The organism is Rhodococcus sp. KRD162, from assembly GCF_017168335.1.
Classification (GTDB): domain Bacteria; phylum Actinomycetota; class Actinomycetes; order Mycobacteriales; family Mycobacteriaceae; genus Rhodococcoides.
In genome coordinates this window covers 38,830-64,188 of record NZ_JABFAU010000002.1, presented here as the reverse complement: position 1 = coordinate 64,188, position 25,359 = coordinate 38,830, and the positions used below count along the sequence as shown (strand labels likewise).

Here is a 25,359-nt window from a genome sequence, read left to right as displayed (position 1 = left end):
GACGTGGCCGGCTGCGACTTGCCCTAAACAATCGGGAAGCTGTTCACGGCGCACGCGGCGCACATCTACCTTGATCCCGTCGGGAGTGGGCAACGAAGGGACGAGCATGCACAGTGATATCGGTCAGTTCACTGTCCTCCGGGAGTTGCGCCCGACGATCGAGGAAAATCTCGCCCGTCACCGTGTCGAGTCGGTTCAGTGGGTACCGGCCGATTTCGTGCGTGCCGAGATGTACTGGGGATCGCGTCCCTCGCCGCTGACCGAAACTGCCAAAGCCGCGTTGGTGACCAATCTTCTGGTCGAGCAGAACATTCCGCTCTACCGCCGAGATGCAGGGGCAACCGAGATCGGTGCCTGGCCGTCCTGGCTCACCGACTGGAGCAGCGAACGACGTCGGCACTCGGTGGCCCTCACCGATTACCTGGTCGCCACCCGCAGCGTCGATCCGGTCGCCCTCGGACGAGCTCGAGCGCAATGTATGACGGTGGGGTTCGACGCCCCCATGAACGGTGCACACCTGCTTCGGTCACTGGTTCAGGTGGTCCTCGACGAGTCGGTCTCGACTATCAGTCATCGCAACACCGCGGACCAGTGCCATGATCCGGTGGCGGATCGTCTCCTCGGACGCATCGTCGCCGATCAGGAACTGCACGTCCGATTCTTCGCGAACTTGGTCTCGGCAGCGCTCACCGTGGCACCCGGCCTGACGGTCACCGCCATCACCGAGGTCGTCATGAATTTCCAGCTACCGGGTACCAACCTCCCCGGTTTCGCGCGCAGTGCGATGCTCATCGCGCGCGACGGCATCTACGACCTTGCGCGCCATCTCGACGAGGTACTGCGGCCCATGTTGGCCCAGTGGCGCATCTTCGAGCGGACAGATCTCGGTGCCGGGGCGCGTAGTCGCGATCAATTGGCGGACTACTTGGACCATCTCGATGCCCAGGCCGCCACCATCGAACGCAGCTCTGTGCGAACGCGGGAGTACGCAAACGCATTGCGCGCCAGCTGACACCACTTACCTCGACGGGGTGGATCGACTAACCTGAACTCCTACTCTTCTTCACGCTCCACACCTTGTGTTCGGGGCAACGACCGGAGGCCCCCATCGTGACAGGCTCTCGACCGATCATCGTCGGTATAGACGGATCCGCCGCGGCGGACAAGGCAGTGATCTGGGCGGCCTTGTGCGCGCATCGACGCGATCGGCGGTTGCACATCGTCACTGCCGTCGACATGCCGGGAGTTGTCGATCTGAGCGAATTCGCCGGAGAAGCAACGGAATTCGTTGCGACGGCCAAGTCCAGGTTGGTGGCGGCAGAGACCCTGGCCGCGCTGGTCGTCGACGATCCCGCGTTCGAGGTGACGTCGAGCGCCATCGAGGGCGGCGTCATGGACGTTCTCATCGGCGTCTCGGCGCAGGCCGAGATTCTGGTGATCGGCGCCAGTGAAACCGGCGCTGTCACATTGTCTTTGGCGGCCCACAGCGTCTCGCCGGTGGCAGTGGTGCGGGGCCGTGACATCGACGGTCGTCGGGTCGCCGAGGGCCCGGTCGTTGTCGGCATCGATGGATCGGACGTCAATCAGACTGCCGTCGAGTCGGCGTTCGTCGAAGCGTCGGCGCGCGATGCCGTATTGATCGCGGTACACGTGTGGTCCGATGTGGATCTGACGCAATCGTTCGGCCGCGCGCCCAAGGATTGGCACGCCATTGCCGACGGCGAAGAGGCACTGCTGGCAGAGAGCCTCGCCGGCTGGCAGGAGCGGTTCCCCGAGGTCGAGGTGCAGCGCATCGTGGCGCAGGACCGACCGGTACGGGTACTCAGTGGCCTGTCCGAAACCGCAGCACTGATAGTGGTGGGCAACCGGGGACGCGGCGGATTCGGTGGAATGCTGCTGGGGTCCACGAGTTTCGCTCTCGTCAACACCGCGGACTGCCCGGTGTTGGTAGTGCGAAAAGCACTCACATAGCGACGGTCAGCAAAAAGCTCACGTCTTCGAGGGCCTCGACGCTGTGGCGGGCGTCGGGGATGACGAGCAGATCGCCGGTCGAGCCCTTCCAGGATCGCTCGCCGCTGATCAGCTCGAGCTTTCCGCTCAGCACCAGCACCGTCGACTCGCCGGACAGGTCGTGTTCGGCCAACTTGTTACCGGCGGCCAACGCCACGACAGTCTGCCTCAGGTGGCGTCGGTGACCGCCGTACACCGTCTGCGAACTGCGGCCACTCGACGCACCGACGGCGAGCTTGAGTTGTTGGCGGGCAAGTGCGGTGAGTGACTTCTTGTCCATGATCGTCAGTATGACGCACGGTCTGCGGTCGCGACGGGGGAATCCTGAACGCGCTCAGGAAGGTTGGGTAGCCTGTCCGTACTCGACGTAGCGAAATCTAGTGTCGTTCACTCGGCTGTTCTGCCACTCGCCGGCCTTCGCGGTCCAGCCGTCCGGAATCTCGGGGGCGACGGTATCGCCGGAGATGTCGAGATCGACCTCGGTGACTTCGAGGTGCGTCGCGATACTCACTGCACTGCGATAGATTTCGCCGCCACCGATGATCCAAACCGGGCTTCCGCTCGCCAGGGCCACAGCGTCGGCGACACTCGGTGCGCTTTCGGCACCGTCGGCGGTCCACGACGCGTTACGGGTGACCACGATGTTGCGACGGCCCGGCAGCGGGCGGAACTTCGCCGGCAACGAATCCCAGGTCCTGCGCCCCATGATCACCGGGTGCTCGGCCGTCGTGGCTTTGAAGTGCGCCATGTCCTCGGGAATGCGCCAGGGGATGCCACCCCCGTCGCCGATGACCCCGGCCCGGCTCTGAGCCCAGATCAGACCGACGAATTGCGGGGCAGTCACACTGCGACCGGAGCCTTGATGGCCGGATGGTGCTGATAGTCCACCATCTCGATGTCCTCGAAGGTGTAGTCGAAGATCGAATCTCGTTGTGCCAGTTTCAGAGTGGGGTACGGATACGCCTCGCGGGAGAGCTGCTCGGTAACCTGTTCGCGGTGGTTGTCGTAGATGTGGCAGTCGCCGCCGGTCCACACGAATTCGCCCACTTCCAGACCCGTCTGGGCCGCCACCATGTGCGTGAGCAGCGCGTAGCTGGCGATATTGAACGGCACCCCGAGGAACATGTCTGCGCTGCGCTGGTACAGCTGGCAGGACAGCTTGCCCTCGGCCACGTAGAACTGGAAGAACGCATGGCAGGGCGGAAGCGCCATCCGCGGGATCTCGCCGACATTCCAGGCCGAGACGATCATCCGACGAGAATCAGGATCGGTCTTCAAGGTCTCGATGACCTGGCTGATCTGGTCGATGTGCTCGCCGGACGGGGTCGGCCACGAACGCCACTGCACCCCGTAGACGGGCCCGAGCTCGCCGTCCGGAGCTGCCCACTCGTCCCAGATGCTCACTCCGTGCTCCTGCAGCCACGTGGCGTTCGATTCTCCGCGCAGGAACCACAGCAACTCGTACACGATCGACTTCAGATGGACCTTCTTGGTGGTGATCAACGGGAAGCCCGCTGCCAGATCGAAGCGCATCTGATGCCCGAACACGCTGGTGGTACCGGTCCCGGTTCGGTCGGACTTCGCCGTCCCGGTATCGATGATGCGGCGCAGCAGATCTTCGTACGGAGTCGGAACCATCACGACGGCCATCGTAGCTGCATACTGGACACATGCCTGAATTACCCGAGGTCGAAGCCCTGGCCGGCTTCCTGCGCGAACATGCCGTCGGTGCCGTCATCGGCCGGATCGACATCGCAGCACTGAGTGTTCTCAAGACATTCGATCCACCGATCACCGAACTGCAGGGCAAGGACGTCACCAATGCCGCGCGGTTCGGTAAACACCTGGCACTTCGGGCAGGCGACCTGTGGTTGATCACGCATCTCTCGCGCGGCGGTTGGCTGCGGTGGGTGGACAATCCCAGCGCCGCGCCGCCCAAGCCCGGCAAAGGTCCGTTGGCACTGCGGATCCACTTCTTCACTCCCGAAGGCGCGACGCCCGCCATCGACCTCACCGAAGCCGGTACCAAGAAGCGATTGGCGGTCTGGGTGGTCCGTGACCCTGCGCAGGTGGCGAGCGTCGCTCGCCTCGGACCCGATGCGCTGACGGTCACCGAGCTCGAGTTCGCCGAAATACTCGCCGGCACCACCGCGCGACTGAAGACCTCGTTGGTGGACCAATCTCTGTTGGCCGGTATCGGCAACGCCTACTCGGACGAGATCTTGCACGTCGCGAAGCTCTCGCCGTTCGCATCGTCGAGCAAGCTCGATCCCGAATCCGTCGCGACGCTCTACGCGGCGATGCGCTCGGTGCTGTCCGACGCGGTGGCCCGCTCGGCCGGGCAGGACGCGGCGCGTCTGAAAGGCGAGAAGAGATCGGGCATGCGGGTGCACGCCAGAACTGGGCTGCCCTGCCCGGTGTGCGGCGACCCGGTACGCGAAGTCGCGTACGTCGATCGATCGTTTCAGTACTGCGCCACCTGCCAGACGGCCGGCAAAATTCTTGCCGACCGTCGAATGTCACGTCTGCTCAAGTAGCGGGTTCGAGCTTCTGGCTGTCGTAGCCCCGATAGCCTTCCCACGCCTTGCGGCGGTCGCTCCGCGGATCCTTCTGCACCCGAGTGCGGGTGTCGAAGATCAATGTCTTGCGGTCGCCTTCGTCGTACCGTGGCCACGACTCCAACGGCTTTCCGTTGGTGGCGAACGCGATCCACTGTGATTGCACCTGATCGGTGACCTCGGAGAACGCCTTGCGTCCGCCGGCCAGGGTGAGCGCCTTACCGAACAAGGTCTCACTGATCCCGAACACGGCGAACAATTCGAAGCCGTGGGTGGCGTCCAATCCGAGCAGCTTCATCGATCGCGGCGCGAAGTCGAATCGGTAGAAGTACGTCGGTGCGTGACGCGAATGTCCCTCGGCCACTTCCAGTGACGGCTTCCAGAAGGTGAAGTCGCCGCCGAAGTCGATGGCGGCACGCTCGTTCGGGTAGCCCCGGTAGCCCGAAGTGACCACCGCTTCGGCGTCGGGATCGGTGAGTGAGAACAGCTTGGTGATGCGCTCTGGATTGGTGGGCACCGCGTGGAGAAACTTCGAAAACAGCGTTCCCTCACGGGCATTGGTACCGATGATCAGCGGCACGCGGTGCGCGGTTCCGTTCGCATACGCCTCGACCGGGCTGATCGGTAGGAAGTCGCCGTCGATCACCGGGCCGAACGGGAACAGGCCCGGAGTGCGGTGCCACGTGGTGAGATCCAGCTTGGTCCCCGCGCGTCCGAGCCGTAGTACCTCGGCGTTCTCGAGGGTCTCGGCAGCGTTCTCGACGGTGCCGCCGAGGTAGCCGACGTATTCCCGCGCCCATTGATCGGCGCGCTCCTTGGTGGCGGTCATGCCGGGAGCGGAACTCTCGGAAATGGCCTGAGCGAAAAGGCCTTTGGCCGAGGGAACCGTCATCAGGGTGGTGACGGCGTTGCCGCCGGCAGACTCACCGAAAACGGTGACGTTGCTCGGATCGCCGCCGAACTCGGCGATGTTGCGTTGCACCCATTCCAGAGCGGCTACCTGATCTCGCAAGCCGAGGTTGGAGTCGAACGGCCGCTCGGGAGTGGAGAACTGGGACATGTCGAGGTAGCCGAGAGCGCCGAGTCGGTAGTTGACCGAGACGTAGATGATGCCGTCGCCGTCCTTCAGCGAGCGGCGCACCAGGGAGCCGCCGCCGTACAGGGGAGTAGCGGACGTGCCGAGGGTGTACGCGCCGCCATGGATGAACACCATGACCGGACGCGGGTTCGCGCTCGGTGCGCTGGGGGCGAGCACATTGAGCGTCAGGCAGTCCTCGCTGGACGGCTGGTACTTGCCGATCGCGAGCATCGTGCCTCGCTTGTGCTGAACGGAGGCATTGCCCCACTCGGTGGCGTCGCGCACGCCGTCCCACGGTTCGGTGGGTTGCGGCGCCCGGAAACGCAGTGGGCCGACGGGTGGGGCGGCGTAGGGAATGCCTCGCCAGGTGGTGAGGTCACCGACGGGCTTTCCCTCGATGATGCCGTCGGAGGTGGTCACGCGTGTCGTCACAGCCATGTCGCGAGTGTACAAGCACGCCGGTGAAGCCGTCAAGCAGTTGGGCCGCTATATGTGACCGGGCGGGCCCTGACCCGATCTGCAGCGCCGTCGAGAACGCCACCGAGCGGGTCGACGGCGCTGCCGTTTCGAATGAGGTCTTCGGACGGCCGGTAGATCTGCCGAATGATCAACGCGCACAACCCGATCACCGCGATATCGCGCACCACGACGGCTGCGGTGAACCATTGCTCGGGCACGCCCTTGTTCTCCACGCCCAAGTAGTAGTACATCCGCGGGAACCAGACGAACGCGTCGATCGTCATCCACGCCAACAGTATTCGGCGATGCGGTAACGCAAGCACGGCCAGTGGAACCAGCCACAGCGAATACTGCGGGCTCCATACCTTGTTGGTGAGCAGGAAGCCGGCGACCACCAGGAATATCAACTGCGCGAGCCGCGGCCGCACGGGGGCCGTCGTGCCGATGTAGGCGATCACCGCACACACGATGGCGAACAACACCAGCGTCACGGCATTGAGGATCAGGGGCTTGGCGCCTGCATAGAGCGGACCGTCGAAACCGGGCCAGCCGGTGAACGAGGTGACCACGTTGTACAGGGAATCGGGGTCGGCTCCGCGCTCGGAGTTGAGCCGGAAGAACTCGTACCACCCCGACGGATACAGCAGCGCCAGAGGAAGATTCACGGCCAGCCAGGCTCCGATGGCAGCGCTCGCGGTGAGGCCCCACTCCCGCATCCGGCCGGTCCGCCAGCACAACACCAGAAGCGGACCGAGGAACAGCAGGGGATAGAGCTTAGTGGCACCGCCGAGTCCGATCAGCACACCGGCGAGAACCGGCCTCTTCTTGGCCCATGCCAACAGACCGGTGAGCGCGAAAGCCGCGGCCAGAGCGTCGAAATTGGTGAAGCCGTGGACGATCACCAGCGGCGACGCGGCGACCAGGGCCGCGTCCCAGATCCGCCGTCCCGCAGCTATTGCCGTGGCCCACACGGTGACGAGCCAGGCGACGGCGAGACCCAGGGCAACCACGTTGAAATACACGACGACGGGCAGGGCCTGGGGAAGGAAACTCAGCGAGTTCCACATCTTCCCGACGACCATCGAGCCGTACTGGTACAGCCCCGCGAGCACCGGGTACTCCATGTATCGAACCTGGGTCGAGCCGTCGGCCTTGGTTTCTTCCCAGGACTTCTTGTACGGGAACGCGCCTTGGTCGAGTCGCTCGGCACCGTACAGCGGCACGGTGTCCGAATAGCACATGGCCACGTACTGCCGGCTGCCACTCCAATCCAGTCCCAGTTCACCGTTGGGACCGACCGGAGCCTGCTGAATGCACGCCGCCTTCGCGAACCAACCGAAGCACAGGAAGATCACCGCCAACAGCAGGATCACCCGCAGTGCGGTGAACCACCGTTGCCGTCCGATCACCGCGTGACGTCCGACCGGACCGCCGATGACCGAGGACAATTCCCCGGCCATCGGATCGGTCCGACTGGGTAGATCTCGGTCATTCTCGCTCGCCGCGTCGAGGCGACCGGGGCTCGCCAATGCTCGACCCTTGCGGTCGGGTTCGGTCGTCACCGGTGGAGTCGCTACTGCCCGGGAGTAGCCGGTTCGGGCGCGGCCGGTGCCGGCTGAGCCGGTGCCAACCCGGGAAGCGGAATCGTCACTCCGGGCAGAATTTCAACCTGCCGTGGCGTGATGACGACGGGCGGGGAGATCTCCGTCGGAATCGGCAGGGTCACCTGCGGCGGAGCAGTCGTCGGTGCGACCGTGGCCGTCGGTGCGGGCGCGGAGTACTGCGGCACTCCGGCCTGACCGGCAATGGCTTCGGGCGTCGGGAAGGTCTCGTTCGAGGTGCCCTCCAACGTGCCGTCCATCGTGTCTTTCCAGATGTCCGACGGTATGCCCGATCCGTAGATCGGTCCGCCGTAGCTGTTCTCGAGCGGCAGACCCTGCTCGGTGCCGACCCACACGGCCGTCGACAACGATGGCGTGTAGCCGACCATCCAGGCATCCTTGTTCTGCCCGGTGTCGCCCAGCTGAGCGGTACCGGTCTTCGCTGCCGACTGACGACCACCGGCGAGGTTGTGACCGTTCGAGTACCCGGCGATCGGTCGCATCGCCGAGGTCACGTTGTCCGCGACCGCGGCCGAGACGACCTGCTGGCCGGCTTCGGGAGCGCGGTCGAGAAGCACGGTGCCGTCGGCGGTGACGACCTTCTGCACGAAGTGCGGGGTGTGATATACGCCGGACGCAGCCAATGTCGCGTAGGCGGAGGCCATGTCGAGGACGCGAGACTGGTACTGGCCGAGCACAACTCCGTAGTTGGGACCCGCGTTGTCGGGCTCGGTCAGGGTGGGGCCGACGCCGTCGATCTCCTGCGGGATGCCGAGCTTGTGCGCCATGTCTGCGATGGCCTGCGGGCCGTTGTCCATCCCGAGCATCATGCGATAGAAGCTGGTGTTCAGTGAACGTTTCAGCGCCTCGGCGATGGTGCACGTTCCGCAGGAGGCACCCTCGACGTTGCTGATCTCGATGCCGTTGACGTCCAGCGGAGAGCTGTCGTACATCTTCGAGAGCGGGATGCCCTGATCCAACGCGGCGGCCAGACCGAACACCTTGAACGACGATCCCGTCTGCAGGCCCGACTGCGCGAAGTCGAATCCGCGCCCGTCCGCGCCGCCGTAGTACGACCGGACCGCACCACTGCGCGGATCGACCGATACCGATGCCGTTCGCAGTTCCGACGGCTCGCCTTCGAGGTTGCTGTTCACGGCCTCGATCGCAGCAGCCTGCGCCTTCGGATCGATTGTCGTCGTGATCTGCAGACCTTCGGTGTTGAGGTCCTGCTCGCTGACTCCGGCAGCAGACAACTCGCGCAGTACCTGGGCCTTGATCAGGCCGTTGGGACCAGCGTCGTCCGCGTCACCGGTGTCCACCTGGGAGGTCGGAACCACCGCGGGGAACATCATCGCGGCTCGCTGGGTGGAGTCGAGCTGGCCCTGCGAGACCATGCCGTCGAGGACGTAATCCCACCGAGCTTGCGCTCCCGTCGGGTTGACCTCGGGATCGAGGTTGGAGGGCTGCTGGATGACTGCCGCCAGCACAGCACCTTCCTCGACCGACAGTTGATCGACGGACTTACCGAAATACGCCGTGGACGCGGCTGCGATGCCGTACGCGCCACGACCGAAGTAGATGGTGTTCAGATAGGCCGCGAGAATGTCGTCCTTGGACCACTGCCGCGCCATCTTGGAGGAGATGACCAGCTCACGCATCTTGCGAGTCAGCGTCCGGTCGTTACCGACCAGCGCGTTCTTCACGTACTGCTGGGTGATCGTGGAGCCGCCACCTGCGCTGTCGCGTCCGAGCACGTTGTCGCGCAGAGCCCGGCCGAATCCGGTGACCGAGAATCCGGGGTTGGAGTAGAAGTCGCGGTCCTCGGCCGAAAGGACGGCATTGCGTACGTGCTCCGGGATCTGGTCGATCGTCACGTCGGTCCGGTTGCCCTCGGGGGGCACCACCTTGCCGAGCACGCTCGCACCGTCGGACGCAAAAATCGTCGCGACCTGGTTGGTTCTGAGGTCACCGGGTCGAGGAACGTCCACCAGCGTGTACGCCACCATGAACGCCAGAATCGGCACGATCAGGCCCAAGGCGATCAACGCGTACATCGTGCGCCGAACAACCCGCCACTTGGACTTCTTCTTCGTTTTCGCGGCGGAACCTCTTTCGGGCGGCTCGGGCGGCTCGTTGCCCGAGGAGCTAGCTGATGGATCGTTCGGTTCGTACGGGGGTGGGACGGATCCCGATCGGGTGATCCCGGCCGCAGCGGCTCCCGGCCCTACCGCGGAGCGCGCAGCGGGCGTGACCGGCGGCTCCCCATAGCGGCGTTCACCGGGGGGCCGACCCTGCGGCGGCATCGGACGCTGACCGGGCGCAGACCCTGGGCGCTGCCCGGGAGGCGGCATGGGTGGCCTGCCCTGGGGTGGCATCGGACGCTGCCCCGGAGGAGGTCCGGGTCGCTGCCCGGGTGGCGGCATCGGAGGCCGACCTTGCGGTGGCATCGGACGCTGCCCCGGAGGAGGTCCGGGTCGCTGACCGGGTGGCGGCATCGGAGGCCGACCCTGCGGCGGCATCGGACGCTGACCGGGCGCAGACATCGGACGCTGCCCGGGCGGAGGCACGGGACGACGTCCGGGCGGATCGGAATGCCTGCTGCCGCGCGGCGGCCCTGGCACGTCGGGACGCCGTCCGGAGTCGCTACGGCCAGGTTCGTTGGTACCCGGGTTGTTGTCGTAGGGGGAACTCACGTACAAATCTCCAGTAATTTCGGCGGCCGCGTCGACTTCTCGCGAAAAGGCATCAGCCGAGCGATTGTGTCACTCACTCGCGGTGCGACGGTTAGGTTGACGCGAACCCGATCGCGGACGACGGGGTTGCTTGGGCGCGGGGACGGCCCCGAGGACGTAGGACTGGACGAGGTGGTTCCAACTGCAGGAACGGCACACCTCGACCACGTGGACCGAGAATTCCTCCTGGGTCGCAGCGAGCCGGACGAGTTCGTCGGCCGTTCGCGCCGACCCGGACAGCGCACCGAGCTTCTCACCGAAAACCCAGGACACCAAGGTGAGCTGCTCTTTGCGGCAGATGGGGCACACCACATCGCTCCCGCGTCCGTGGAACTTGGCGGCGCGGAGCAGGTACGGATCCGCATCGCAGACCGCTGCTACACCCGTCCTACCGGAGTAGACCTCGGCCAGCAGCGACCGACGCTGAAGGGCGTAGTCCACCACCTGTCGCTGAAGTCGCACGAGGACCAGAGTACGTGCGCCCTCCGAGATGGGGACGTGCGAACCCCCGCCTCGGCGGCGAAGGGGGCCCCTTTCGGCCGTAACGCGTTCGCTGCGTGTGGGTCTCGATCGGCGGCGAACAGGTTCGTCCGGTCCCTACACTCGTTCACATGTTCGCCACATCGGGAATCCGCGTGCGACCCCGACGGGACGACGACCTGAGCGCCCTCCTCCCCATCCTGCAACGTTCGCACTCGACGCATCGCTATCCCGTGCGCGCAGCAGTGGTACGAGCAGACTGGCTTGCCGCACCGGACGAACTCGAAGCCTGGGTAGCGGAGTATCACGACGCCGTCGTCGGACATGTCGCGCTGCATCCGACGGCAACACCCGGACAGGATCCCGGTACGGACGACGCTAGCGAGCAGTGGCAGCGAGCAACGGGTGTCGCGGCCGATCGACTCGCCGTCGTCTCACGCTTGGTAACCGACGGCACCGTACCGGGCAGCGGAACGACGTTGCTCACTCATGCAGTGAATGCGGCACGGGACATGGGCCGGGTACCTGTATTGCTGGTCGATCCGAGTAGCGCCGCTCTCGGCTTCTACGACAGGCGAGGCTGGCACCGAATCGGGACGGCTGCGCAACAGTGGGGCGAGTACCGAGTGGACGCGGTGCTCATGGTGGCGCCGGTTCGCTGAACCAGTCATCCGACTCATGTTTGCCCGAGTTCGATCACGCCAACAGAGCGAAGACGGCACACAACACTGCACCACCGAGACGTATGCGGTCAGCTGATCGCAGCCGACCCATCAAGTGCCCGGTGCGTCCCCTCCGCCCTAGATCGCCGTGAACGGGAGCGGCCCCGAACGCAGTCGCGAGCGCGGAAATCACCGCGCCGGCAACGCTGATGAGGACCAAAGGTTGGGTTGAACCGGACACCAACACCCACAGACACGCAGCAGCGAGTAGCCCGTAGACCGGTCCGACGACAAGGGTGATCCGCCGCGAGTTGGCGTCGTGGGCACGCGGCCAGTCGTCGTCCGGCACCTCCGCCAACGCCGGGTAGACAACGGCGGTCACCACCAGCTGAAAGCCCAGATGCAGGGCGGCAGCGGCGGAGAGCGCGTCGACCGGGGTCATGCGTCGCAGGATACGTCCTGATGGCGGGACGGCAATAAACAAACAGGCGCTGCGCCAACCTGTCCCGCGCGAGCACCACACCGCGGCCCTGATCGATTCCGACGCAACTCCACCCCCTCGCATGTGGGTGTTCTGAGTAGCATGGCGCGGCCACAGCCATCGAAAGTCGTCAGTGGCAGCGACGAGGGCCGTACCCGAAGCTACGTTTCCTCTGCCCGGGTACGGCCCTCGCCAGCGTTCACCTAGCGGCGGTCAGCTCCGCATCACAGTGTCAGGCATTGTCCGCGCGGATCGCCGTTTCGGCTGCATCCTGGGCGTCCACGATGTCGTCGGTGACACCGGATGCGAACTCGACGCCAGCGCGCTTCGCCGACCACTCGATGACGTCACCTTTGTCGTGGGCGATGGCCGTGTAATTGCCGACTTCCAAGTGCAGCACGTCCTCGGGAAGTGGTCGCTTCCATTCGCCTGTGATCGTCAATTCCATTGTCTACTCCTCCATTTGATCGCGTGAGTATCCTCGGCACAGACCATAGTGGCCGAGTCGCTCGTGTGGTCCGCTCGGCGCCGAACGGACCGCGCGAGCCTGCTTGCTAATCGGATGACGCCAGTTTTGTGCGGACCTTGTCGCGGAGTCCATCCAATGACTCGATGTCCTCGGCACCCCCGGCGAAGAATGCGTCGAGGGTGTCCAGCACTACTCGGAGGTTCTGTGTTTCGTTGCTGCTCACTGTGTTTGCCTTTCATTGGGGATGGCGGGGACGTTCTGGACCATATCGCCGATGCGGATCATGTGGCTGCCGATACCGCCGCCGATGACGGACATAGCTTCGAGGACCGCGGCATCGGACTGGGAGTCGATCGGATCAGCCCCGCCCTCACCACTTTGGTTGAACTCCGGATAGTCGTGGCGAACCCAGGCAGCGAGCTGCGCCGTCGCAGCGGCCTCCGACGCCACCACCGCGACACGATCGAGAGCCCCCTGTCCTGGGCGTTGAAGCTGGACAACCCAGGCGGTCGCGTCCACCTCGTCGCCGTAACACGTGCGCCCTGTTTCGTCGTGCGCCTCGCCATCTTCCAGCCGCCAGCGCCATTTGCTGCCGTCGCTGTCGGAATAGATGACACCCGTGCCGCCACCTGCGGCGACGATGCTGAGCACCTCCATCGCTTCGCCGACATCGCCGTCACCCCAGACCTCCAAATGGACCGTGCTTCCGTTGCCACCGCGTTCCCAGGTTTCGCGGGGGCAATCGGAGCCGATCGCAGCCGCGATGACCACGGCGATCATTCCCTCGACACCGAACTCGGCCCTCCAATTGTCAGCGTCCGCGAGGTCCACCCGGTTCTCCGCGGCTGCGGCAACCAGATCAGCCCACACCGCGTCGAGCGCTGCCTCCGGAAGGTCGATGCCGCCACGTGAAGAGACGTAGTAACCCATGATCTCTACTCTCCCGCCGAGAGCGTTGCGTCGGCGCAGACGCAGGCGAGGGGACTGCGCTCGTCTCCGTGGTGGAACGAGCACTCGATGCCGCTGGCTACCACTGCCGCCGGGGCGAATGCCCGCATAGCGCGTTCGGCCAGGTCGGTGAGCAGTTCGGTCACTCCGTCGAGCACGTCGTGGGCGTCGTCGAAACGGGTCCACGGTAGATCCCCGAGGCGGCGAAGGCCGGTGTCTGCAAGACAGACGCCGGTCGGGAGAAGAACCGACAGGGTCAGATAGCTGTCGTTGACAATGAATCCCTCTTCATCGCAGGTGAAGTCGGCGGACACTGTCACAGTAGGATCAGTGGCACGGTCACCCCACTTCCACGCCGAGCACCGGCTCACCGCCTCGACGATCTCTCGAATCACACCGAGTCCGTCAGAAGTGCGCTCGTTCGCCGAAACGATCGCTGCAGTCACATCCATCTCGCCGTCGGCGATCAACGCGCTCACAGCCTCTCGGTCATAACCGAGCTTCCACCGATTCGTCGTCGCGCCCGGCGCACTACTAGTCAAGTTCGTCATGGGATCTCTCCATTCCCGCGCACTGTCGTCGCGGATCTACCCGAGCGGAAGTGGTCGGCAACCGCCCGAAATCAACTGGGACTCCCACACCATAGCCACACCCACCGACAGATACCAAACACGGAAACCGTTGACCACCAACCGCTTTAAGCCACCCATCCACCATAGTCAACTCCCCCTGTCAAGTGTCCGAGCCGCCAGCCCATCCGGGTCCGGGGCCCGTGGGGAAAGGGGTCACCGCATGATCTGGACATGCCGACGGAATCGTGATCCGACCACCGACGCCCTGCACAGAGTCCGCGAACGAGCAGCGGCGCCACCCCTGACAGTCGGGATGGCGCCGCACAGCAACAGCCGGAGCCCTATGCGAAGTGTTCGGCGACCTTCTCCGACACCGCAACCAACACATCCAACTCGACGGAATCGACTGCCGATCGCACCGTTTCGGCGATCACCGCTTCACGGGCATCGACCTCAGCGGCAATCCACCCCGACACCAATATCGCGTTGTCATCGATCCAGCGAGTTTGCGCCGAGGGCCGAGAACCGTCGTTGAGAAGACTGTCCACGACACTCGCCTGCAACGCCGTCGGGACGTAACTGGTTGCGCCGACAGCCAACTCCGGCAACGCCGCCAGCGCACACACCTGGCCGTACCCCTCGAACGGCTCATCCCCCCAGGACAATCCGCCGTACATTGCGACCCACATGCCAGAGATCACGAACTCAGCCCGTGCGCCGCAATACCCGATCGCATACGTCTCGGCGATCTCGTTCAGACGGGTCCGCGCCGCGGCGATCCCGTCCGGATTCTGCTCGAGCTCCCGAACGGCGTCGGCAGCACCATCGTGGAAATCGTCGTCGTCGATACCGAAGTCGCTGACGTCGAAGTCTCGATCTGCGACCATTGCATCGGCAATCCATCGCGCGGCGGTGCGCTCGATAACGGACCGATACTGCTCGCACAGATCCCATTCCCCATCCACGGTGGTGCGGGGAAGAAACGGTATGCGGTGAAGCACCATAATCAAGTTCTGGCTCATCGTCTGCACCCTTTCGCAATTGCGTTTGTCGGTGTACGTGGAGCTGGTGAGGTGGTGCTGACAGCTCGCCAGCAGGGCCGGGCGGTGCGCGCTCGCACACCGCCCGGCCCGAGGTGTCGTCACGCTGCGAGAACCCGATTCAGGGTCGTCAGCACCGACGAATCCAACTTCTCGAAGCGGCCTGAGATCGCGCCCTCTTGGTTGCGTTCGGATCGCGTAGCGCCCTTGACTGCCTGCTTGTGGTGCGCCCAGGTGTTGACGGCCTGCACGACACCCAGACCAGTTCCACGCCAGGTGTTCGCGCGCACATCGCTGCGGTACATGTCGACCAACTCGTCACGGATGCGCATCGACGTCGTACGCGAGCGACCTTCCTCCACCGGCAACGGATGCCACGCGTCGAGGAAGGCGAACCACTGCCGATCGGTGACCGTCATCGCCGACAGTCGGTGCAACGTCTCGGTGAACTCGTCCGACGTCACTTCCAGCAGATTCAACGCTTCCCGCACCTTTGCGCTCTGCAAGGTCGAGTTGCGGCTGTGCCGGAACTTCACACGTTGGTCGATCGACTCCGCCAGCGCCGCCGACATCGTGTTGTCGCACACGGTCGCCGTCACTGTCCGCCCGTAGGTCGTGGCAAGACTGCCGTCAAGCGAGGTCGCCGCCAACACGTTGGGCCGGTAGGCGAACCCCGTGCGCGAATCGTGCATCGTCTCCGGCACCGACACCTCGACCCAGGCCTGCCCGCCCTTGCGCAGCAGTCCCGCCGACGTGACCACCAGGGTGTCCCCGAGCACGTTCGACACCGCACCCAACAGCCATTCCCGATACTGATGCGGCTCGTACCCGTCGGAGAACACTTTGAAGACATGCCGATTGTCGCTGCGCGCCACAGCCACCAATGCCGGAAGGCGCTTCACCTCAACGGGATAGCCGAGGTCGTCCAGACGTGTCATCGTGTCCACATCAGCTGGAAATTCCGCCAACACCGGAATCTTGATCGCGTCCCAGTGGAACAGACGATCCGCCACATCCCCCACCGGAATCGCCCCCGGATAGTGATTGGAACGCTCCCCTTGTTCCTCGGCTCGGTAATGCCACGACTCGCCTCGCTCATCCGTCATACCGATCAGAGTGTTCGTGTTCAGCCACGTCAAAGTTTCAACAGACATCGCGAAGATCCTTTACAACTGGGCGGGACCGCCGGAGGTCAGTCGGCAGTGCCCGCAATCAACTGGGACACCACGAACTCTAGACACACCCACCGACACAAAACAAGTACCGAAATGCGCTGCATTCCAATCTCTTTCGCACGTTTTGGCCCATCGGGGAGGCTGGAAGTCAAGCCCCCACAGCCACCTACCCATCCAGGTCCGGGGCCTGGGTGGGTAGGGGTCGATCGACCCCTGTTTCTTCCCGAATCGGCCCGCCCACGGCACCGGCGAAGAGCCGCGAGCACGGCCTCCGGTCCGACACTCCCCCAGAAACGACGAAGGGGCGTTGAGCTGCATCGCAACTCAACGCCCCTCACGCCCTACTTTGCGGCGTCACTGACCCCGCAACGCCGCGCCCCTCACACCAAGCGGACCGGGCTACGACCCTGCGGCCGGTCCGAGAGTGTCCAGGTCGACGAACGCCAGACTCCCATCCGTACCGTCACAGTCCAACGACACCATCCGGCATTCGTCGCCGCTGGGCAGCTCCACAATCCGGGAGTCGTCGACGTGGTAGTGCCCATGGACGAACAGTTCCGGCGCGACAGCCAAGAATGCTTCGGTGATGCGGCGCCGACCGATCGCCGCGTACGCCAACGCCATCGCCGACCACCCGCCCGGGTTGTGCGTGCAGATCCCCTCGACTTGCCCGGTCTGCCACGGGGCATCCGGAGCGTCGTGCGCGATCATCACCTCTGCCGGTCCGCCCGCAACGACAGCGGCGACATCGTCCCGGGTAATCATTTCCTCCGGAAACCAGTCCACACCTCGAACGCACGTTTCGAAGTTGATCGACGGCGCACCTCCGAGCGAGACGAAGCTGCGGCCACCATGGGTGAAGCGGTGCCCGCGGGGCAAAACGGCGATCCGGTCACCGAACCACGCCAGCGGGCCGAAGTCGTCGCGTTCGTCCACTGAGGCACCCAGAATCATCGGCCAGTCTTCACGGTTGCCGGGCGTGACATAGATCGTGACGTCGTGCTCACGGCAGGCCTCGTCGACGACCGCACGAAACCGTTCGCCGGGCAGGCCTGCTCTGATCTCGAAGTCACCGACGTGGAAGAGGGTCCGCACCCCGCGGGCACCGACCTCGGCGATACGGTGCCTGGCCCAGTTCCCCGACAGATGCCAGTCCCCGGCGAAAGCAACGACATTGCTGCTCATCGCGCTCACTCGGCGGTCCGGTACACACTGAACGCACCGTTCGTCGCGGATCCGGCGACGACAGCGACGTCATCGGGGCCGACGAAGACAGGGGCGATGGCCTGCTCGTTGGGCTGTGTCGTCTCAGCGCGGGCGAAGTCGTACGAGACGGTCGCATTCTTCCCGTTACGGGTATCGGTTCCGTACCCGACGCCGCCGGAGGTGATGGCGGTCAAGTTCGCGGATCCACCGCCGTCGAGGCATGCAGCAGTGCCGTCCTTGCTGTCGATCACGTTGCGCCCGAACGCGAGATAGCGCCCGTCGAAGGACGATACGAGCGTTGTCGGAGTGGAAGTGGGCTCGCAGGGGTCCATAGTGGGGAGGTCGGTGACAGCGCCGGTCGTGGTGTTCGTGATCCGCCACGGCGCTGCGGCGCCTGCGTGCTCGATCATCAGGTTCGGGTTCGTTCCTGAGCGCCCGTTGTCGGCGGAGAACGGAGCATCGCTGTCGCCTTGGTCGCGTTCCGGCCCGCGGCTGACCTGCCCGGTGAGCGGGCTGATCTGCACGTCCCGCGGATCACCGAACGACTTCTCGGCGAGACCCGCGCCGCGCACGAGCATCCCACCCGAGGCCGACCAGGGTGCGCTCTGATCGAGGCTGACATCGATCTTGTCCACTGGGCCTTGGAAGAGAGTCTCGCCCTTGCTGTTCCACGTCGAGATGTTGAGCGTCACCTTCGAACCTGCCGGGGTGTCGCCGACCGCAGGTACGGTGCCGCGCCAGAGCGTCGCCAGAAGCCATTGTCCGTCGCGGTCGAAGATGTAGGAGTCCTCGATCGCACTGTCGCCGGTGCTGGCCGGTGCGAGCGCGGTCGACTGTCCGTCCCAACTCCACAGGACCGGCGTCTTCGCGGACCCGATGGTCAGGACGGCTTCGGGGGTGTACACCGTTTTGCTCGAGGAGAATTCGAATACTCCGCCGCTCCGGCCATCCCAGAACGAGGGCAAGGTGATCGCCGGTGCGCCCGGCACCGCGGGACGCGTCGCAGCGGGCGCCGATTCGGGTGCAGCGCTGCCGGGCGTCGAGCACGCGCTTGTCGCCCCGAGAAGGGTGACTGTGATCGCTGCGGTCACTGCGCGCGTTGTCCATCGGCTGTTCATCTATGCGCCCCCAGGTTTCGTCAAAGATCAAGCGACTGAACGCCAATCATATCGCGCAACGTGTATCTCGTTGTCGGGCTTCGCTCTCCGCCCGGCACTTTAGATCCAGCTAGTGTCCAAGAGGTCGCAGCGGCGACCCCAAGAGTTGGTGAAATCACCATCCGGCCAAACGCGATCACCCGAAAATCCCCGCTCTCGCCCCGACCGGAAATCTCCGAGTTCCGCTACGGTCGAAACAACACGTCTCGTGACCTCGGAAAGGGCTCCTATAGTGGGAAATTGGAAGTACGAAGCGGACCTCGGCATCGATCACGAAGGGTTTCGCCAAGCGGTCGGAAACATCGGCCCCTATGCGGATGAGGCAGAGTTGGTCGCCGCGGTTCAGGCGGCATTCGGTTCCACACTCGGCGATCTACGACGCGACCACCCACGGTTCGGGGAGTACCCCGATGGAACCGAAGGCATCCCGGAAACTGCAGAGATCCTGGGCGGGACACTGACCCGCTACTCCGACAACGGGACGGACGACGAATGGTCGCTCGACATCAACCCGTGATCCCTAGCCGGAAAACTATCGCACCCCAGTCCCACCACGCCGACTGCGACATACCATCGCGATAATGGACAACGCCTGTCTACACACTCGAAGGACCACACATGAAGCTCTTCCACCGCACTACGGAGTCCGCGGCCGACGCGATCATCGCCTCACAATCGTGGGTGAGCAAGGAGAACACCCAGGAGGTGTACTTCTCGAGCGCTCAGTCCGGCGGTGAGGCCGACGGCTACGGCACTGCCGTCCTGTCCGTAGATGTCCCGGTCACCGTCGCTCACCTCGACGACGAGTTTCCCGACGGCGAGCAGCATTTCCGCGTTTCCATCGACGATCTCGCGGGACGCACCATTATCCGCGAGCGCTGAACTTCCACAATCCATCAGCCGAAGACCAAAGGCGCTGACACCGTTTGCGGTTCAGCGCCTTTCGTCTCTCTACCCGGGTGCGGGACCGATCAGCCGGAATCTTCACTCGGCCACGCACGCAGCCTCCCGCGCCGCGAATGAGGGTACCGCTTCCGGCGTGTTCAGGTGGTGAGGTCGGCTCCGGCGGATCGGGCTCGTTCGATTGTGCCCCAGGCAAATTCGGCGGACATTCCGTCGTCCTTGCGGGTGACGGTGGCGAATTCGTGCTGGTATCCGCTCACGACGGCTGGGTGGCCGTTGACGGTCAGGCCGGGGCCGACCAGCGCTTGCTTTTCCTCGACGGTGTAGTCCGAACTGCGCCGGACAGGTGATGGTTCAGGCATGGGGCTCTGTCTTCTTTCTCGGTTTCGATTCAGCAGGCGGGGTGCGTCATGCCGTCGATCGGGAACTGGCAGGACTGGCAGACGAGGACGACGTCGACGATCTGGACGGCGAAGTGACCGAGGTCTTCGAGCATCGGAATCAGCGTGTTGCTGGACAGGTTCGCTGCGCGCAGATATTCGGTTCCGCTGTACTTATTGCTGATCGGGGTGGGATTCGATGCTACGAACCGCACTCGCACTTCTGCCTACGGGTAGTTGGTGTTCAGGTTGTAGGTGCCGTCCGCCGACCGGGGAATGAATCCTTCGGGGTGAACATCGCTCACTGTTTCGCTCATCGTCAGCAGCCTGTGTGGACGAGTCCGTCTGCCGGGTAATGGCAGGCCTCGCAGACCAACGTCACTTCGAGGATCTCCTCGACGTGCACGCCCATCGCTTCGAGCATCGGGACGAGCACGCTGCTGGGTTGGTTCGCTGCACGGAGGCGTTCGGTGCGCTCGTAGGTCGAATCGCCTCCGCCGGGCACCTTGCCCCGGAACTTCACTGTCACGACCGCGCGGGGTTCGGGTGTACTCAGGTCGTAGGTTCCGTCCGCTGCTCGGGTGAGCGGGCTTTTCGATTGTGGTTGTTCCATCGGTGTATGTCCTTTCAGGTGAAGGGGTTCGCGCACGTCCGGGCAAGCAGCGGGTGGTCGGCCGTCCTGCGGGAACCGGCGGGCCTGACGGATCCAGCCCGGGTCTCCCCTACTTGCACGGTTGATTGCGTCGCGCAACGTGTTGTCGTCCATAGACTTCCACATCGGCGCGGTCCGTGGTTCACCCGACGGGAACGGGAGGTTCACTGCGTGTCACCCGAATTGCTGGGGCGCCAACAGGTCCGGATTGCGCGATACGCTGACATGGACACGACCACACCAGGAGGGGCGCACATGGCGAACGATTGGCCTATACCTGAAGGTCTCGATCCGCGAGGACGTCTTGCCGCGGAACTGATCTACCAGTTCTTCGTCGACAAGGGAATCACCGAGCACGGGGACAGCGACCGATTTCACCTACCGGCGGAGTGGAACCAGCGTTGGGGCCGCAAGTCGCTGTTGATCATCACCCACGACGGCGGAGCGCACTCCGCTGCCTTCAATGAAGCGTACGAACAGCATTCGCTGATGGCCGAACTGCGACACCGTCTGAGCACGATCGGTTTGGTGCCCGAGCACTACGCGAGTTGGTACACCGGAATCCGACCACTCGAGTCGCAGAGCGAATGAACGATGGGCCGCCGGAGCAGCGCTCGTTCCGGCGCCCGCGCGTTCTCGACGCACACCTCACTGACCAACTCCGACAACCGCTTCGGCTCTCGCACTACGCTCATCGACACACACCACGACTCGCACGGAGGAATTGAGATGGCAGACAATTGGCCGATACCGGCAGGACTGTCCAAAGAAGGCAAGGAAGCTGCAGAGGTCATTCGGGCGCTGCTCGTGGAGAAGGGCCTCACCGATCACGGCGGCGGCGGGCAGTTCTACACGCCGCAGCAATGGCGGGACCGTGAAGAGGAGTACGGTCTCGGTTCGCAGCTGATCATCACTCACGACGGCGGAGATCACGCGGCGGCTTTCAATCCTGACTACGGCGACTACGCGCTGATGGAGGAGCTGCGACTCCGCCTCGACCGCGCGAATATCTACCCCGAGCAGTGCACGAGCTGGTACACCGCGATCTACTCGCGCTGACTGCGCCCGAGTAAACCAGCGGCGCCCGCCCTATCCTCCACGGATGGGCGGGCGCCGCTTTGCATTGCCAGGGCGGGGCCTATCGGCGCTCAGCGCCCACGGCAGCCGCGACAGCATCTTCGGTGAACTCCATGATGCACGGACGCTGATGCGACGCGCACCGGCCGAGGTAGACCGTCGGCGGTGTGGGGAACCGCGCTGCCATCTCCGGATCTGTGGGGCGTCGCACCAGCGCAGCCGGGGAGACTTCGCACAGCGTCGCAGCTTTGAGCAACTGCTCCCATGTCGGGTACCTCGTGCCCGCTTCCCACTCGTTCACTGCAGGTTCAGCTGCGCCGCATGCAATGTCGACGCTAGGCCCGGACAGGCCTTTCCTGTCCATGGCGCTGGTGAGGTAGTACGGCACAACACCGCCCGCTTCCCATTGGCTGCGCGCCCATGCGAACTCCTCGGCTTGACGGGCGATCTTCTCTGCCCGCCGCGCGCTGGTGGGCCATCTCATTGGCTGTCGCGCCCGATGTAGGCGACGAGCTTGCCGACGTGCCGCTTGTCGGCCCGCAGCAGGGTGTCGGTGCTGTCAACGATCCGGGTGGTGTCGAGGCGAACTTCGACGTCTCCGATGGTGCGGCTGCTCGCGCTGTCCGCGGGGCGTTTGATTGCACTGACGTGCAGCCGACGCGCGCCGAAGTTCAGGCCTTCGGTGTCGATGGCGGTGACGAGGTAGTCCTGGTCGTCGACTTCGCGGCCACGACTGTCTTTGAGTTCGTAGCGGATGACATCACCGACTTCGATGTCTGTGTACGCCACGCTCAGGCGCGGATCCGGGTAGGGCGTGGTGTCTGTGCTCATGTTTGTCTCGCTATCTGTCTGTTGTTGTCCAACGGTAATGCATCCTCGACCAGTGACTGCGCCCGGCGGGAGCGTCGATTCTGTTCGTTATCAACGATTCCCGAAGTCGATCGTCGTGTCTCCGGCGGCGGCTGCTGCTTCCATCGGCCCCAACTGGTCATCGTCGTCGAGGAAGTCGGTGACGGCTCCTGCGTCGGTGATGGGGTTGAATCGGGAAGGAAGGGTGACATCGAGATCTGCCCAGTCCTGGGGATCGGCGGGAACGACCGCAGTTCGGTCCTCGCTGGTCGGCCACCAGTTGAGTCCACCGACGGATCCGGAGGTGATGATGCGTGCGTAGACCTTTTTCACAGTGGTTCTGCCTTTCAGTTGACGAAGGAGCGTGCAGCACCGAGGTGGTGTTCGTGTGCAGGTTCGATGGTGACCAGTTGGTAGTCGCCCCATTCCATTTCGGCGCGGCCGTGATCGGCGAGGTTGTCGACGAGGCGTTTGACGAGGCCGCAAGTTCCGATCTTGCCGCGGATAGATCGGTGTGGGGAGTCGTACAGCATGGCAGCGACGGCAACGTCGGTCAGTGACGGCAGTTCGATGACCCGGACTAGACGGTCGGCGAAGTGGATGGACTCGGTCAAGGTGACACGACCGGCGGTGGGGCGCGGCAGCTGCGCGCGGTCGCTGTCATCCGGCTGGCCGGTCATGCTGGACAGCTTCCCCGGGTACGGGTTGATGTCGACGACTTCGTATGCGCCCCAGCGTGTGCTGATGTGCCCCCACCGGATGAGCGCGTCGGCAATCGCAGTGGCCAGAGAGTCCGATTCGACGCCTTCCCACAGGCTTCGGTACGGCGAGGCGTCCAGCATGTCCGCTATCGCAGTGGCGGAGAGCGCAGGAAGTTCGACCACCCGGACCGTGCGCTGCCCGAAGGTGTGAGATTCAGTCACGGTGATTGTCATTCTCAGCCTCTTTCGGGTCGGCAGCAAAGTGTGGTAATCCCGACTGCTACTTAGCCTTTCACACTTTCCAGCCCTGCAGTTCGCCCGACAAAAAACCGTCAAGCGATGTAGCGGACAAGTACGAAAGGTCGGCCAGCGCCATCCTGACCGACCCTTTCCGCCTCTCCGCGTAGCCGCTCACATAGCGGGAAGTACAACGTCCGCCCGCATCCCCGGATGCATGTAGGGCGGGCGCATTCCCATGCGCCCGACACCGCCGTGAACAATGGACTCACGACCGCCCAGACATGCCGCCGGGACAGTGCGTCCGAGAGTGCCGTCCGGGTGCAGGTGGCCGAACTCCCACCGATCAGCATCCGCATCCGGCTCGATCGACCAATCCAGCACCAGCCCGTGGCCGGAGGCACGTTTCTTTCCGATCGAGACCACCGACGACAACATCTCCCCCACTGCGCCTGGATCTCCGAGACCGCGCCACACGAGGGTAGGAGCCACGGTCATCGGCAGTGGCATCACCCACGACCGGAATCGGCCTTTCCGTGGATCGACGTGCGCAGGAAGGTTGTCGGTGAGCTGCGCCAATGCCTGCTGGTCTGGACGGCCGGTCCACATCTGTACGTGAGGACCTGGCACGGCGCCTTCGGGGTACGCGAACGTCGCCGCCCAATGCCAGTTTCCGTCGCCGCCGCACCGCTCCAACGGCAAGTCGATGTCCTCGGGAACGCCTCGCACGTCGTATGCAGACCACTCGGTGTTCGTGGCGCGGGCCGTCGCTTTCCGCGACTCCCACACCTCGGACGCCAGCAGGCCGTCCAAACTGATCCCCCACGGTGTCGCATGTGCATACCCAGCAGACAGCCGTGCCCGCACGGTGAACGGCACGCTCATCGCTGCCTACTCGGGGACGATGGACGGGTCCACCGGCGGCGTGGACGGGTCCACGGCCCGTTCGATCATGGTGGCGAACTTTGCGTCCGACATGCCCTCGCTCCCCATACCGGTCTCACTGCGTTCCTTGGACATCTCTCATCCCCTGATCGTCAATGCACTGACGTGTTGGATGCGGCGAACGTCGCTGTTGTTCCCGCCCTCAGTCCTCGCTCACGCAGCGTTGCACGAGCAGATGGTCCAGCCGCCGCCGTTGAGATGCCCCCAGCGGGCGAGCGCATCAGCTTGAGCTGCCTCAGCGTTCGGGGCGAGAATCGTCGAGAGCTTCCAGAACTCGCCGTACGAGTTCTTCAGTTCGATATCCCAGCGGTTGGTGTTAGTCGGTTCGGCCATGGCCATCTCCTGCTCCTGTTGTGTCGCAACGCGACAGTGCTGTTCGGGGGGCGGGAACGACCCCGACCCCGTTGAGTGGCCGAATGTTACGGCCACAGCAGCCATTACGGCTACCTGGTTCCTACACAGACAATTTCACACTTCCGCCACCGTGTGTTCGCCTCGCTTGCACACCGGCGGGCATGCTCATCGATCACATCGAAGTCACGCAGTCACCACGTTCTCGAGCGGTCCCCGAGAAACTCCCGCACTGCGGCGGCAGGATCTTTCGGGTCGATTCCGTACTTGGACAAGACATCTTCGGCGGTGGTTACCCCGGGGACGATTCCCGGACGCGCATGGCTTGTGGCGCTGCTCTGGGCTGCGCGGGCGTCGAGAATGGCGGCGCTCAGCGGCCCACCATGGACACCAGCGGCAAGTTTCTCCGCTACCACGTAGGTGTCCCAACCGATTCCGAGCCACTGGACCCCATCCCGGACGGTGAAGGCGTCCGCTCTGCTGGATGTGCTGTCTGGCGTCGCATGGGACGGATTGAAAGGAATGTCGGGAATCACCGGATCGGTCTCATTTCTTCATTTCAGTTAAGGTGTTGGCAAGCCTTGTGTTTCGTCATTGTCACCGGCAACCCGGCAGTCCACCCACTCACAGGAA

Annotated in this window: 35 protein-coding genes; 8 read left to right on the top strand and 27 right to left on the bottom strand. The window is 64.3% G+C overall.

The annotated features are described in order from the left end of the window. Window positions 1-106 precede the first annotated feature (106 nt). Together J1M87_RS01360 and J1M87_RS01355 are read left to right on the top strand one after the other, a co-directional pair. Window positions 107-1,012, top strand: coding sequence for an acyl-ACP desaturase (locus J1M87_RS01360; protein ID WP_064257159.1), 906 nt, complete (start codon window positions 107-109; stop codon window positions 1,010-1,012). Window positions 1,013-1,110: 98 nt separating this feature from the next. After that, the gene (locus tag J1M87_RS01355) at window positions 1,111-1,971 is read left to right on the top strand and encodes a universal stress protein (RefSeq protein ID WP_064257158.1); all 861 of its coding nucleotides are present in this window, start codon (window positions 1,111-1,113) and stop codon (window positions 1,969-1,971) included. Here J1M87_RS01355 and J1M87_RS01350 read toward each other — a convergent pair. From J1M87_RS01350 to J1M87_RS01340, 3 genes are read right to left on the bottom strand one after another with little or no spacing between them, the layout of a single operon-like run. Further along, the gene (locus J1M87_RS01350) at window positions 1,964-2,290 is read right to left on the bottom strand and encodes a cupin domain-containing protein (RefSeq protein WP_032395790.1); all 327 of its coding nucleotides are present in this window, start codon (window positions 2,288-2,290) and stop codon (window positions 1,964-1,966) included. The two genes, J1M87_RS01355 and J1M87_RS01350, sit on opposite strands and share 8 nt — an antisense overlap. 54 nt (window positions 2,291-2,344) lie before the next feature. Then, entirely contained in the window at window positions 2,345-2,854 is a 510-nt protein-coding gene (locus tag J1M87_RS01345; protein ID WP_064257157.1) for a dihydrofolate reductase, read from the bottom strand. Then, window positions 2,851-3,651 (bottom strand): thymidylate synthase, encoded by an 801-nt coding sequence (locus J1M87_RS01340; protein ID WP_307830706.1) that lies wholly within the window; start codon window positions 3,649-3,651, stop codon window positions 2,851-2,853. The genes J1M87_RS01345 and J1M87_RS01340 overlap by 4 nt, the downstream gene beginning before the upstream one ends. Before the next feature lie 29 nt (window positions 3,652-3,680). On the opposite strand from J1M87_RS01340, the gene J1M87_RS01335 reads away from it, so the two are divergent. Next, entirely contained in the window at window positions 3,681-4,547 is an 867-nt protein-coding gene (locus J1M87_RS01335) for an Fpg/Nei family DNA glycosylase (protein ID WP_206486914.1), read from the top strand. On the opposite strand, the gene J1M87_RS01330 is transcribed toward J1M87_RS01335, so the two are convergent. From J1M87_RS01330 to J1M87_RS01315, 4 genes are all read right to left on the bottom strand, one after another. Then, window positions 4,540-6,084, bottom strand: a complete 1,545-nt coding sequence (locus J1M87_RS01330) for a carboxylesterase/lipase family protein (RefSeq protein ID WP_206486912.1) — start codon at window positions 6,082-6,084, stop codon at window positions 4,540-4,542. The two genes, J1M87_RS01335 and J1M87_RS01330, sit on opposite strands and share 8 nt — an antisense overlap. A gap of 32 nt (window positions 6,085-6,116) precedes the next feature. Then, a complete protein-coding gene (locus J1M87_RS01325) occupies window positions 6,117-7,565 on the bottom strand; it encodes a glycosyltransferase family 87 protein (RefSeq protein ID WP_064257180.1) in 1,449 nt (482 codons plus the stop codon). Between the two features lie 113 nt (window positions 7,566-7,678). Beyond that, complete coding sequence (locus J1M87_RS01320) at window positions 7,679-9,763, bottom strand: transglycosylase domain-containing protein (protein ID WP_057478324.1); 2,085 nt, start codon at window positions 9,761-9,763, stop codon at window positions 7,679-7,681. A gap of 708 nt (window positions 9,764-10,471) precedes the next feature. Beyond that, window positions 10,472-10,903 carry a DUF5318 domain-containing protein gene (locus J1M87_RS01315; protein WP_170944655.1) on the bottom strand — a complete coding sequence of 144 codons (432 nt, stop codon included), beginning with the start codon at window positions 10,901-10,903 and terminating at the stop codon, window positions 10,472-10,474. 149 nt (window positions 10,904-11,052) lie between these two features. Between J1M87_RS01315 and J1M87_RS01310 the strand changes: the two genes are divergently transcribed. Continuing rightward, window positions 11,053-11,583, top strand: a complete 531-nt coding sequence (locus J1M87_RS01310) for a GNAT family N-acetyltransferase (RefSeq protein WP_206486910.1) — start codon at window positions 11,053-11,055, stop codon at window positions 11,581-11,583. A 34-nt stretch (window positions 11,584-11,617) separates the two neighbouring features. On the opposite strand, the gene J1M87_RS01305 is transcribed toward J1M87_RS01310, so the two are convergent. The 9 genes from J1M87_RS01305 to J1M87_RS01265 all read right to left on the bottom strand — a co-directional run bounded on the left by J1M87_RS01305 (window position 11,618) and on the right by J1M87_RS01265 (window position 18,565). Then, complete coding sequence (locus tag J1M87_RS01305) at window positions 11,618-12,025, bottom strand: hypothetical protein (RefSeq protein WP_206486899.1); 408 nt, start codon at window positions 12,023-12,025, stop codon at window positions 11,618-11,620. Window positions 12,026-12,296: 271 nt separating this feature from the next. Continuing rightward, window positions 12,297-12,512, bottom strand: coding sequence for a hypothetical protein (locus J1M87_RS01300; protein ID WP_206486897.1), 216 nt, complete (start codon window positions 12,510-12,512; stop codon window positions 12,297-12,299). 106 nt (window positions 12,513-12,618) lie between these two features. After that, entirely contained in the window at window positions 12,619-12,756 is a 138-nt protein-coding gene (locus tag J1M87_RS01295) for a hypothetical protein (RefSeq protein WP_206486895.1), read from the bottom strand. After that, window positions 12,753-13,463 (bottom strand): hypothetical protein, encoded by a 711-nt coding sequence (locus tag J1M87_RS01290; protein ID WP_206486889.1) that lies wholly within the window; start codon window positions 13,461-13,463, stop codon window positions 12,753-12,755. The genes J1M87_RS01295 and J1M87_RS01290 overlap by 4 nt, the downstream gene beginning before the upstream one ends. A gap of 5 nt (window positions 13,464-13,468) precedes the next feature. After that, entirely contained in the window at window positions 13,469-14,032 is a 564-nt protein-coding gene (locus tag J1M87_RS01285; protein ID WP_206486887.1) for a hypothetical protein, read from the bottom strand. 362 nt (window positions 14,033-14,394) lie between these two features. After that, window positions 14,395-15,075, bottom strand: a complete 681-nt coding sequence (locus J1M87_RS01280) for a hypothetical protein (protein ID WP_206486885.1) — start codon at window positions 15,073-15,075, stop codon at window positions 14,395-14,397. A 119-nt stretch (window positions 15,076-15,194) separates the two neighbouring features. Then, the gene (locus J1M87_RS01275; RefSeq protein WP_097388522.1) at window positions 15,195-16,247 is read right to left on the bottom strand and encodes a DUF932 domain-containing protein; all 1,053 of its coding nucleotides are present in this window, start codon (window positions 16,245-16,247) and stop codon (window positions 15,195-15,197) included. 420 nt (window positions 16,248-16,667) lie between these two features. Beyond that, complete coding sequence (locus tag J1M87_RS01270; protein ID WP_206486883.1) at window positions 16,668-17,453, bottom strand: metallophosphoesterase; 786 nt, start codon at window positions 17,451-17,453, stop codon at window positions 16,668-16,670. A gap of 5 nt (window positions 17,454-17,458) precedes the next feature. Next, window positions 17,459-18,565 (bottom strand): hypothetical protein, encoded by a 1,107-nt coding sequence (locus tag J1M87_RS01265; RefSeq protein WP_206486881.1) that lies wholly within the window; start codon window positions 18,563-18,565, stop codon window positions 17,459-17,461. A gap of 298 nt (window positions 18,566-18,863) precedes the next feature. On the opposite strand from J1M87_RS01265, the gene J1M87_RS01260 reads away from it, so the two are divergent. Together J1M87_RS01260 and J1M87_RS01255 are read left to right on the top strand one after the other, a co-directional pair. Beyond that, window positions 18,864-19,148: a hypothetical protein gene (locus J1M87_RS01260; protein WP_206486879.1), complete on the top strand. Its 285-nt coding sequence runs from the start codon at window positions 18,864-18,866 to the stop codon at window positions 19,146-19,148. A gap of 101 nt (window positions 19,149-19,249) precedes the next feature. Continuing rightward, a complete protein-coding gene (locus tag J1M87_RS01255; protein WP_206486877.1) occupies window positions 19,250-19,513 on the top strand; it encodes a hypothetical protein in 264 nt (87 codons plus the stop codon). 161 nt (window positions 19,514-19,674) lie between these two features. On the opposite strand, the gene J1M87_RS01250 is transcribed toward J1M87_RS01255, so the two are convergent. The 3 genes from J1M87_RS01250 to J1M87_RS01240 all read right to left on the bottom strand — a co-directional run bounded on the left by J1M87_RS01250 (window position 19,675) and on the right by J1M87_RS01240 (window position 20,527). Then, the gene (locus J1M87_RS01250; RefSeq protein WP_206486875.1) at window positions 19,675-19,896 is read right to left on the bottom strand and encodes a hypothetical protein; all 222 of its coding nucleotides are present in this window, start codon (window positions 19,894-19,896) and stop codon (window positions 19,675-19,677) included. Window positions 19,897-19,925: 29 nt separating this feature from the next. Continuing rightward, entirely contained in the window at window positions 19,926-20,129 is a 204-nt protein-coding gene (locus tag J1M87_RS01245) for a hypothetical protein (RefSeq protein ID WP_206486873.1), read from the bottom strand. A gap of 104 nt (window positions 20,130-20,233) precedes the next feature. After that, on the bottom strand, window positions 20,234-20,527 hold the full coding sequence (locus tag J1M87_RS01240) for a hypothetical protein (protein ID WP_206486872.1): 294 nt from the start codon (window positions 20,525-20,527) through the stop codon (window positions 20,234-20,236). 294 nt (window positions 20,528-20,821) lie between these two features. On the opposite strand from J1M87_RS01240, the gene J1M87_RS01235 reads away from it, so the two are divergent. After that, window positions 20,822-21,157: a hypothetical protein gene (locus J1M87_RS01235; protein WP_206486871.1), complete on the top strand. Its 336-nt coding sequence runs from the start codon at window positions 20,822-20,824 to the stop codon at window positions 21,155-21,157. A gap of 138 nt (window positions 21,158-21,295) precedes the next feature. Next, a complete protein-coding gene (locus tag J1M87_RS01230) occupies window positions 21,296-21,625 on the top strand; it encodes a hypothetical protein (protein WP_206486870.1) in 330 nt (109 codons plus the stop codon). Window positions 21,626-21,704: 79 nt separating this feature from the next. Here J1M87_RS01230 and J1M87_RS01225 read toward each other — a convergent pair whose 3' ends face one another. The 8 genes from J1M87_RS01225 to J1M87_RS01195 all read right to left on the bottom strand — a co-directional run bounded on the left by J1M87_RS01225 (window position 21,705) and on the right by J1M87_RS01195 (window position 25,262). After that, window positions 21,705-22,127, bottom strand: a complete 423-nt coding sequence (locus tag J1M87_RS01225; RefSeq protein WP_206486869.1) for a helix-turn-helix domain-containing protein — start codon at window positions 22,125-22,127, stop codon at window positions 21,705-21,707. Continuing rightward, window positions 22,124-22,474: a hypothetical protein gene (locus tag J1M87_RS01220; protein WP_206486868.1), complete on the bottom strand. Its 351-nt coding sequence runs from the start codon at window positions 22,472-22,474 to the stop codon at window positions 22,124-22,126. Before J1M87_RS01220 ends, J1M87_RS01225 begins: the two co-directional genes overlap by 4 nt. A gap of 90 nt (window positions 22,475-22,564) precedes the next feature. Next, the gene (locus tag J1M87_RS01215; protein WP_206486867.1) at window positions 22,565-22,825 is read right to left on the bottom strand and encodes a hypothetical protein; all 261 of its coding nucleotides are present in this window, start codon (window positions 22,823-22,825) and stop codon (window positions 22,565-22,567) included. A gap of 14 nt (window positions 22,826-22,839) precedes the next feature. Next, window positions 22,840-23,415, bottom strand: coding sequence for a hypothetical protein (locus tag J1M87_RS01210; RefSeq protein WP_206486866.1), 576 nt, complete (start codon window positions 23,413-23,415; stop codon window positions 22,840-22,842). A gap of 189 nt (window positions 23,416-23,604) precedes the next feature. Further along, the gene (locus tag J1M87_RS01205; RefSeq protein ID WP_206486865.1) at window positions 23,605-24,315 is read right to left on the bottom strand and encodes a hypothetical protein; all 711 of its coding nucleotides are present in this window, start codon (window positions 24,313-24,315) and stop codon (window positions 23,605-23,607) included. Window positions 24,316-24,321: 6 nt separating this feature from the next. Beyond that, a complete protein-coding gene (locus J1M87_RS28970) occupies window positions 24,322-24,450 on the bottom strand; it encodes a hypothetical protein (protein WP_274610812.1) in 129 nt (42 codons plus the stop codon). A gap of 78 nt (window positions 24,451-24,528) precedes the next feature. Then, window positions 24,529-24,708: a hypothetical protein gene (locus tag J1M87_RS01200; RefSeq protein WP_206486864.1), complete on the bottom strand. Its 180-nt coding sequence runs from the start codon at window positions 24,706-24,708 to the stop codon at window positions 24,529-24,531. 212 nt (window positions 24,709-24,920) lie between these two features. After that, window positions 24,921-25,262, bottom strand: coding sequence for a hypothetical protein (locus tag J1M87_RS01195; RefSeq protein ID WP_206486863.1), 342 nt, complete (start codon window positions 25,260-25,262; stop codon window positions 24,921-24,923). Window positions 25,263-25,359: the final 97 nt, after the last annotated feature.

Excerpts from the sequence above, each read along its gene's own strand:
- J1M87_RS28970 (WP_274610812.1), bottom strand. The coding sequence starts at position 24,450 with ATGTCCAAGGAACGCAGTGAGACCGGTATGGGGAGCGAGGGCATGTCG.
- J1M87_RS01300 (WP_206486897.1), bottom strand. The coding sequence starts at position 12,512 with ATGGAATTGACGATCACAGGCGAATGGAAGCGACCACTTCCCGAGGAC.
- J1M87_RS01360 (WP_064257159.1), top strand. The coding sequence starts at position 107 with ATGCACAGTGATATCGGTCAGTTCACTGTCCTCCGGGAGTTGCGCCCG.
- J1M87_RS01275 (WP_097388522.1), bottom strand. The coding sequence starts at position 16,247 with ATGTCTGTTGAAACTTTGACGTGGCTGAACACGAACACTCTGATCGGT.
- J1M87_RS01220 (WP_206486868.1), bottom strand. The coding sequence starts at position 22,474 with ATGAGCACAGACACCACGCCCTACCCGGATCCGCGCCTGAGCGTGGCG.
- J1M87_RS01230 (WP_206486870.1), top strand. The coding sequence starts at position 21,296 with ATGGCAGACAATTGGCCGATACCGGCAGGACTGTCCAAAGAAGGCAAG.
- J1M87_RS01205 (WP_206486865.1), bottom strand. The coding sequence starts at position 24,315 with ATGAGCGTGCCGTTCACCGTGCGGGCACGGCTGTCTGCTGGGTATGCA.
- J1M87_RS01200 (WP_206486864.1), bottom strand. The coding sequence starts at position 24,708 with ATGGCCGAACCGACTAACACCAACCGCTGGGATATCGAACTGAAGAAC.
- J1M87_RS01290 (WP_206486889.1), bottom strand. The coding sequence starts at position 13,463 with ATGGGTTACTACGTCTCTTCACGTGGCGGCATCGACCTTCCGGAGGCA.
- J1M87_RS01240 (WP_206486872.1), bottom strand. The coding sequence starts at position 20,527 with ATGGAACAACCACAATCGAAAAGCCCGCTCACCCGAGCAGCGGACGGA.
- J1M87_RS01250 (WP_206486875.1), bottom strand. The coding sequence starts at position 19,896 with ATGCCTGAACCATCACCTGTCCGGCGCAGTTCGGACTACACCGTCGAG.
- J1M87_RS01325 (WP_064257180.1), bottom strand. The coding sequence starts at position 7,565 with ATGGCCGGGGAATTGTCCTCGGTCATCGGCGGTCCGGTCGGACGTCAC.
- J1M87_RS01255 (WP_206486877.1), top strand. The coding sequence starts at position 19,250 with ATGAAGCTCTTCCACCGCACTACGGAGTCCGCGGCCGACGCGATCATC.
- J1M87_RS01305 (WP_206486899.1), bottom strand. The coding sequence starts at position 12,025 with ATGACCCCGGTCGACGCGCTCTCCGCCGCTGCCGCCCTGCATCTGGGC.
- J1M87_RS01330 (WP_206486912.1), bottom strand. The coding sequence starts at position 6,084 with ATGGCTGTGACGACACGCGTGACCACCTCCGACGGCATCATCGAGGGA.
- J1M87_RS01225 (WP_206486869.1), bottom strand. The coding sequence starts at position 22,127 with ATGAGATGGCCCACCAGCGCGCGGCGGGCAGAGAAGATCGCCCGTCAA.
- J1M87_RS01310 (WP_206486910.1), top strand. The coding sequence starts at position 11,053 with ATGTTCGCCACATCGGGAATCCGCGTGCGACCCCGACGGGACGACGAC.
- J1M87_RS01235 (WP_206486871.1), top strand. The coding sequence starts at position 20,822 with ATGGCGAACGATTGGCCTATACCTGAAGGTCTCGATCCGCGAGGACGT.
- J1M87_RS01350 (WP_032395790.1), bottom strand. The coding sequence starts at position 2,290 with ATGGACAAGAAGTCACTCACCGCACTTGCCCGCCAACAACTCAAGCTC.
- J1M87_RS01335 (WP_206486914.1), top strand. The coding sequence starts at position 3,681 with ATGCCTGAATTACCCGAGGTCGAAGCCCTGGCCGGCTTCCTGCGCGAA.
- J1M87_RS01320 (WP_057478324.1), bottom strand. The coding sequence starts at position 9,763 with ATGTACGCGTTGATCGCCTTGGGCCTGATCGTGCCGATTCTGGCGTTC.
- J1M87_RS01285 (WP_206486887.1), bottom strand. The coding sequence starts at position 14,032 with ATGACGAACTTGACTAGTAGTGCGCCGGGCGCGACGACGAATCGGTGG.
- J1M87_RS01270 (WP_206486883.1), bottom strand. The coding sequence starts at position 17,453 with ATGAGCAGCAATGTCGTTGCTTTCGCCGGGGACTGGCATCTGTCGGGG.
- J1M87_RS01280 (WP_206486885.1), bottom strand. The coding sequence starts at position 15,075 with ATGAGCCAGAACTTGATTATGGTGCTTCACCGCATACCGTTTCTTCCC.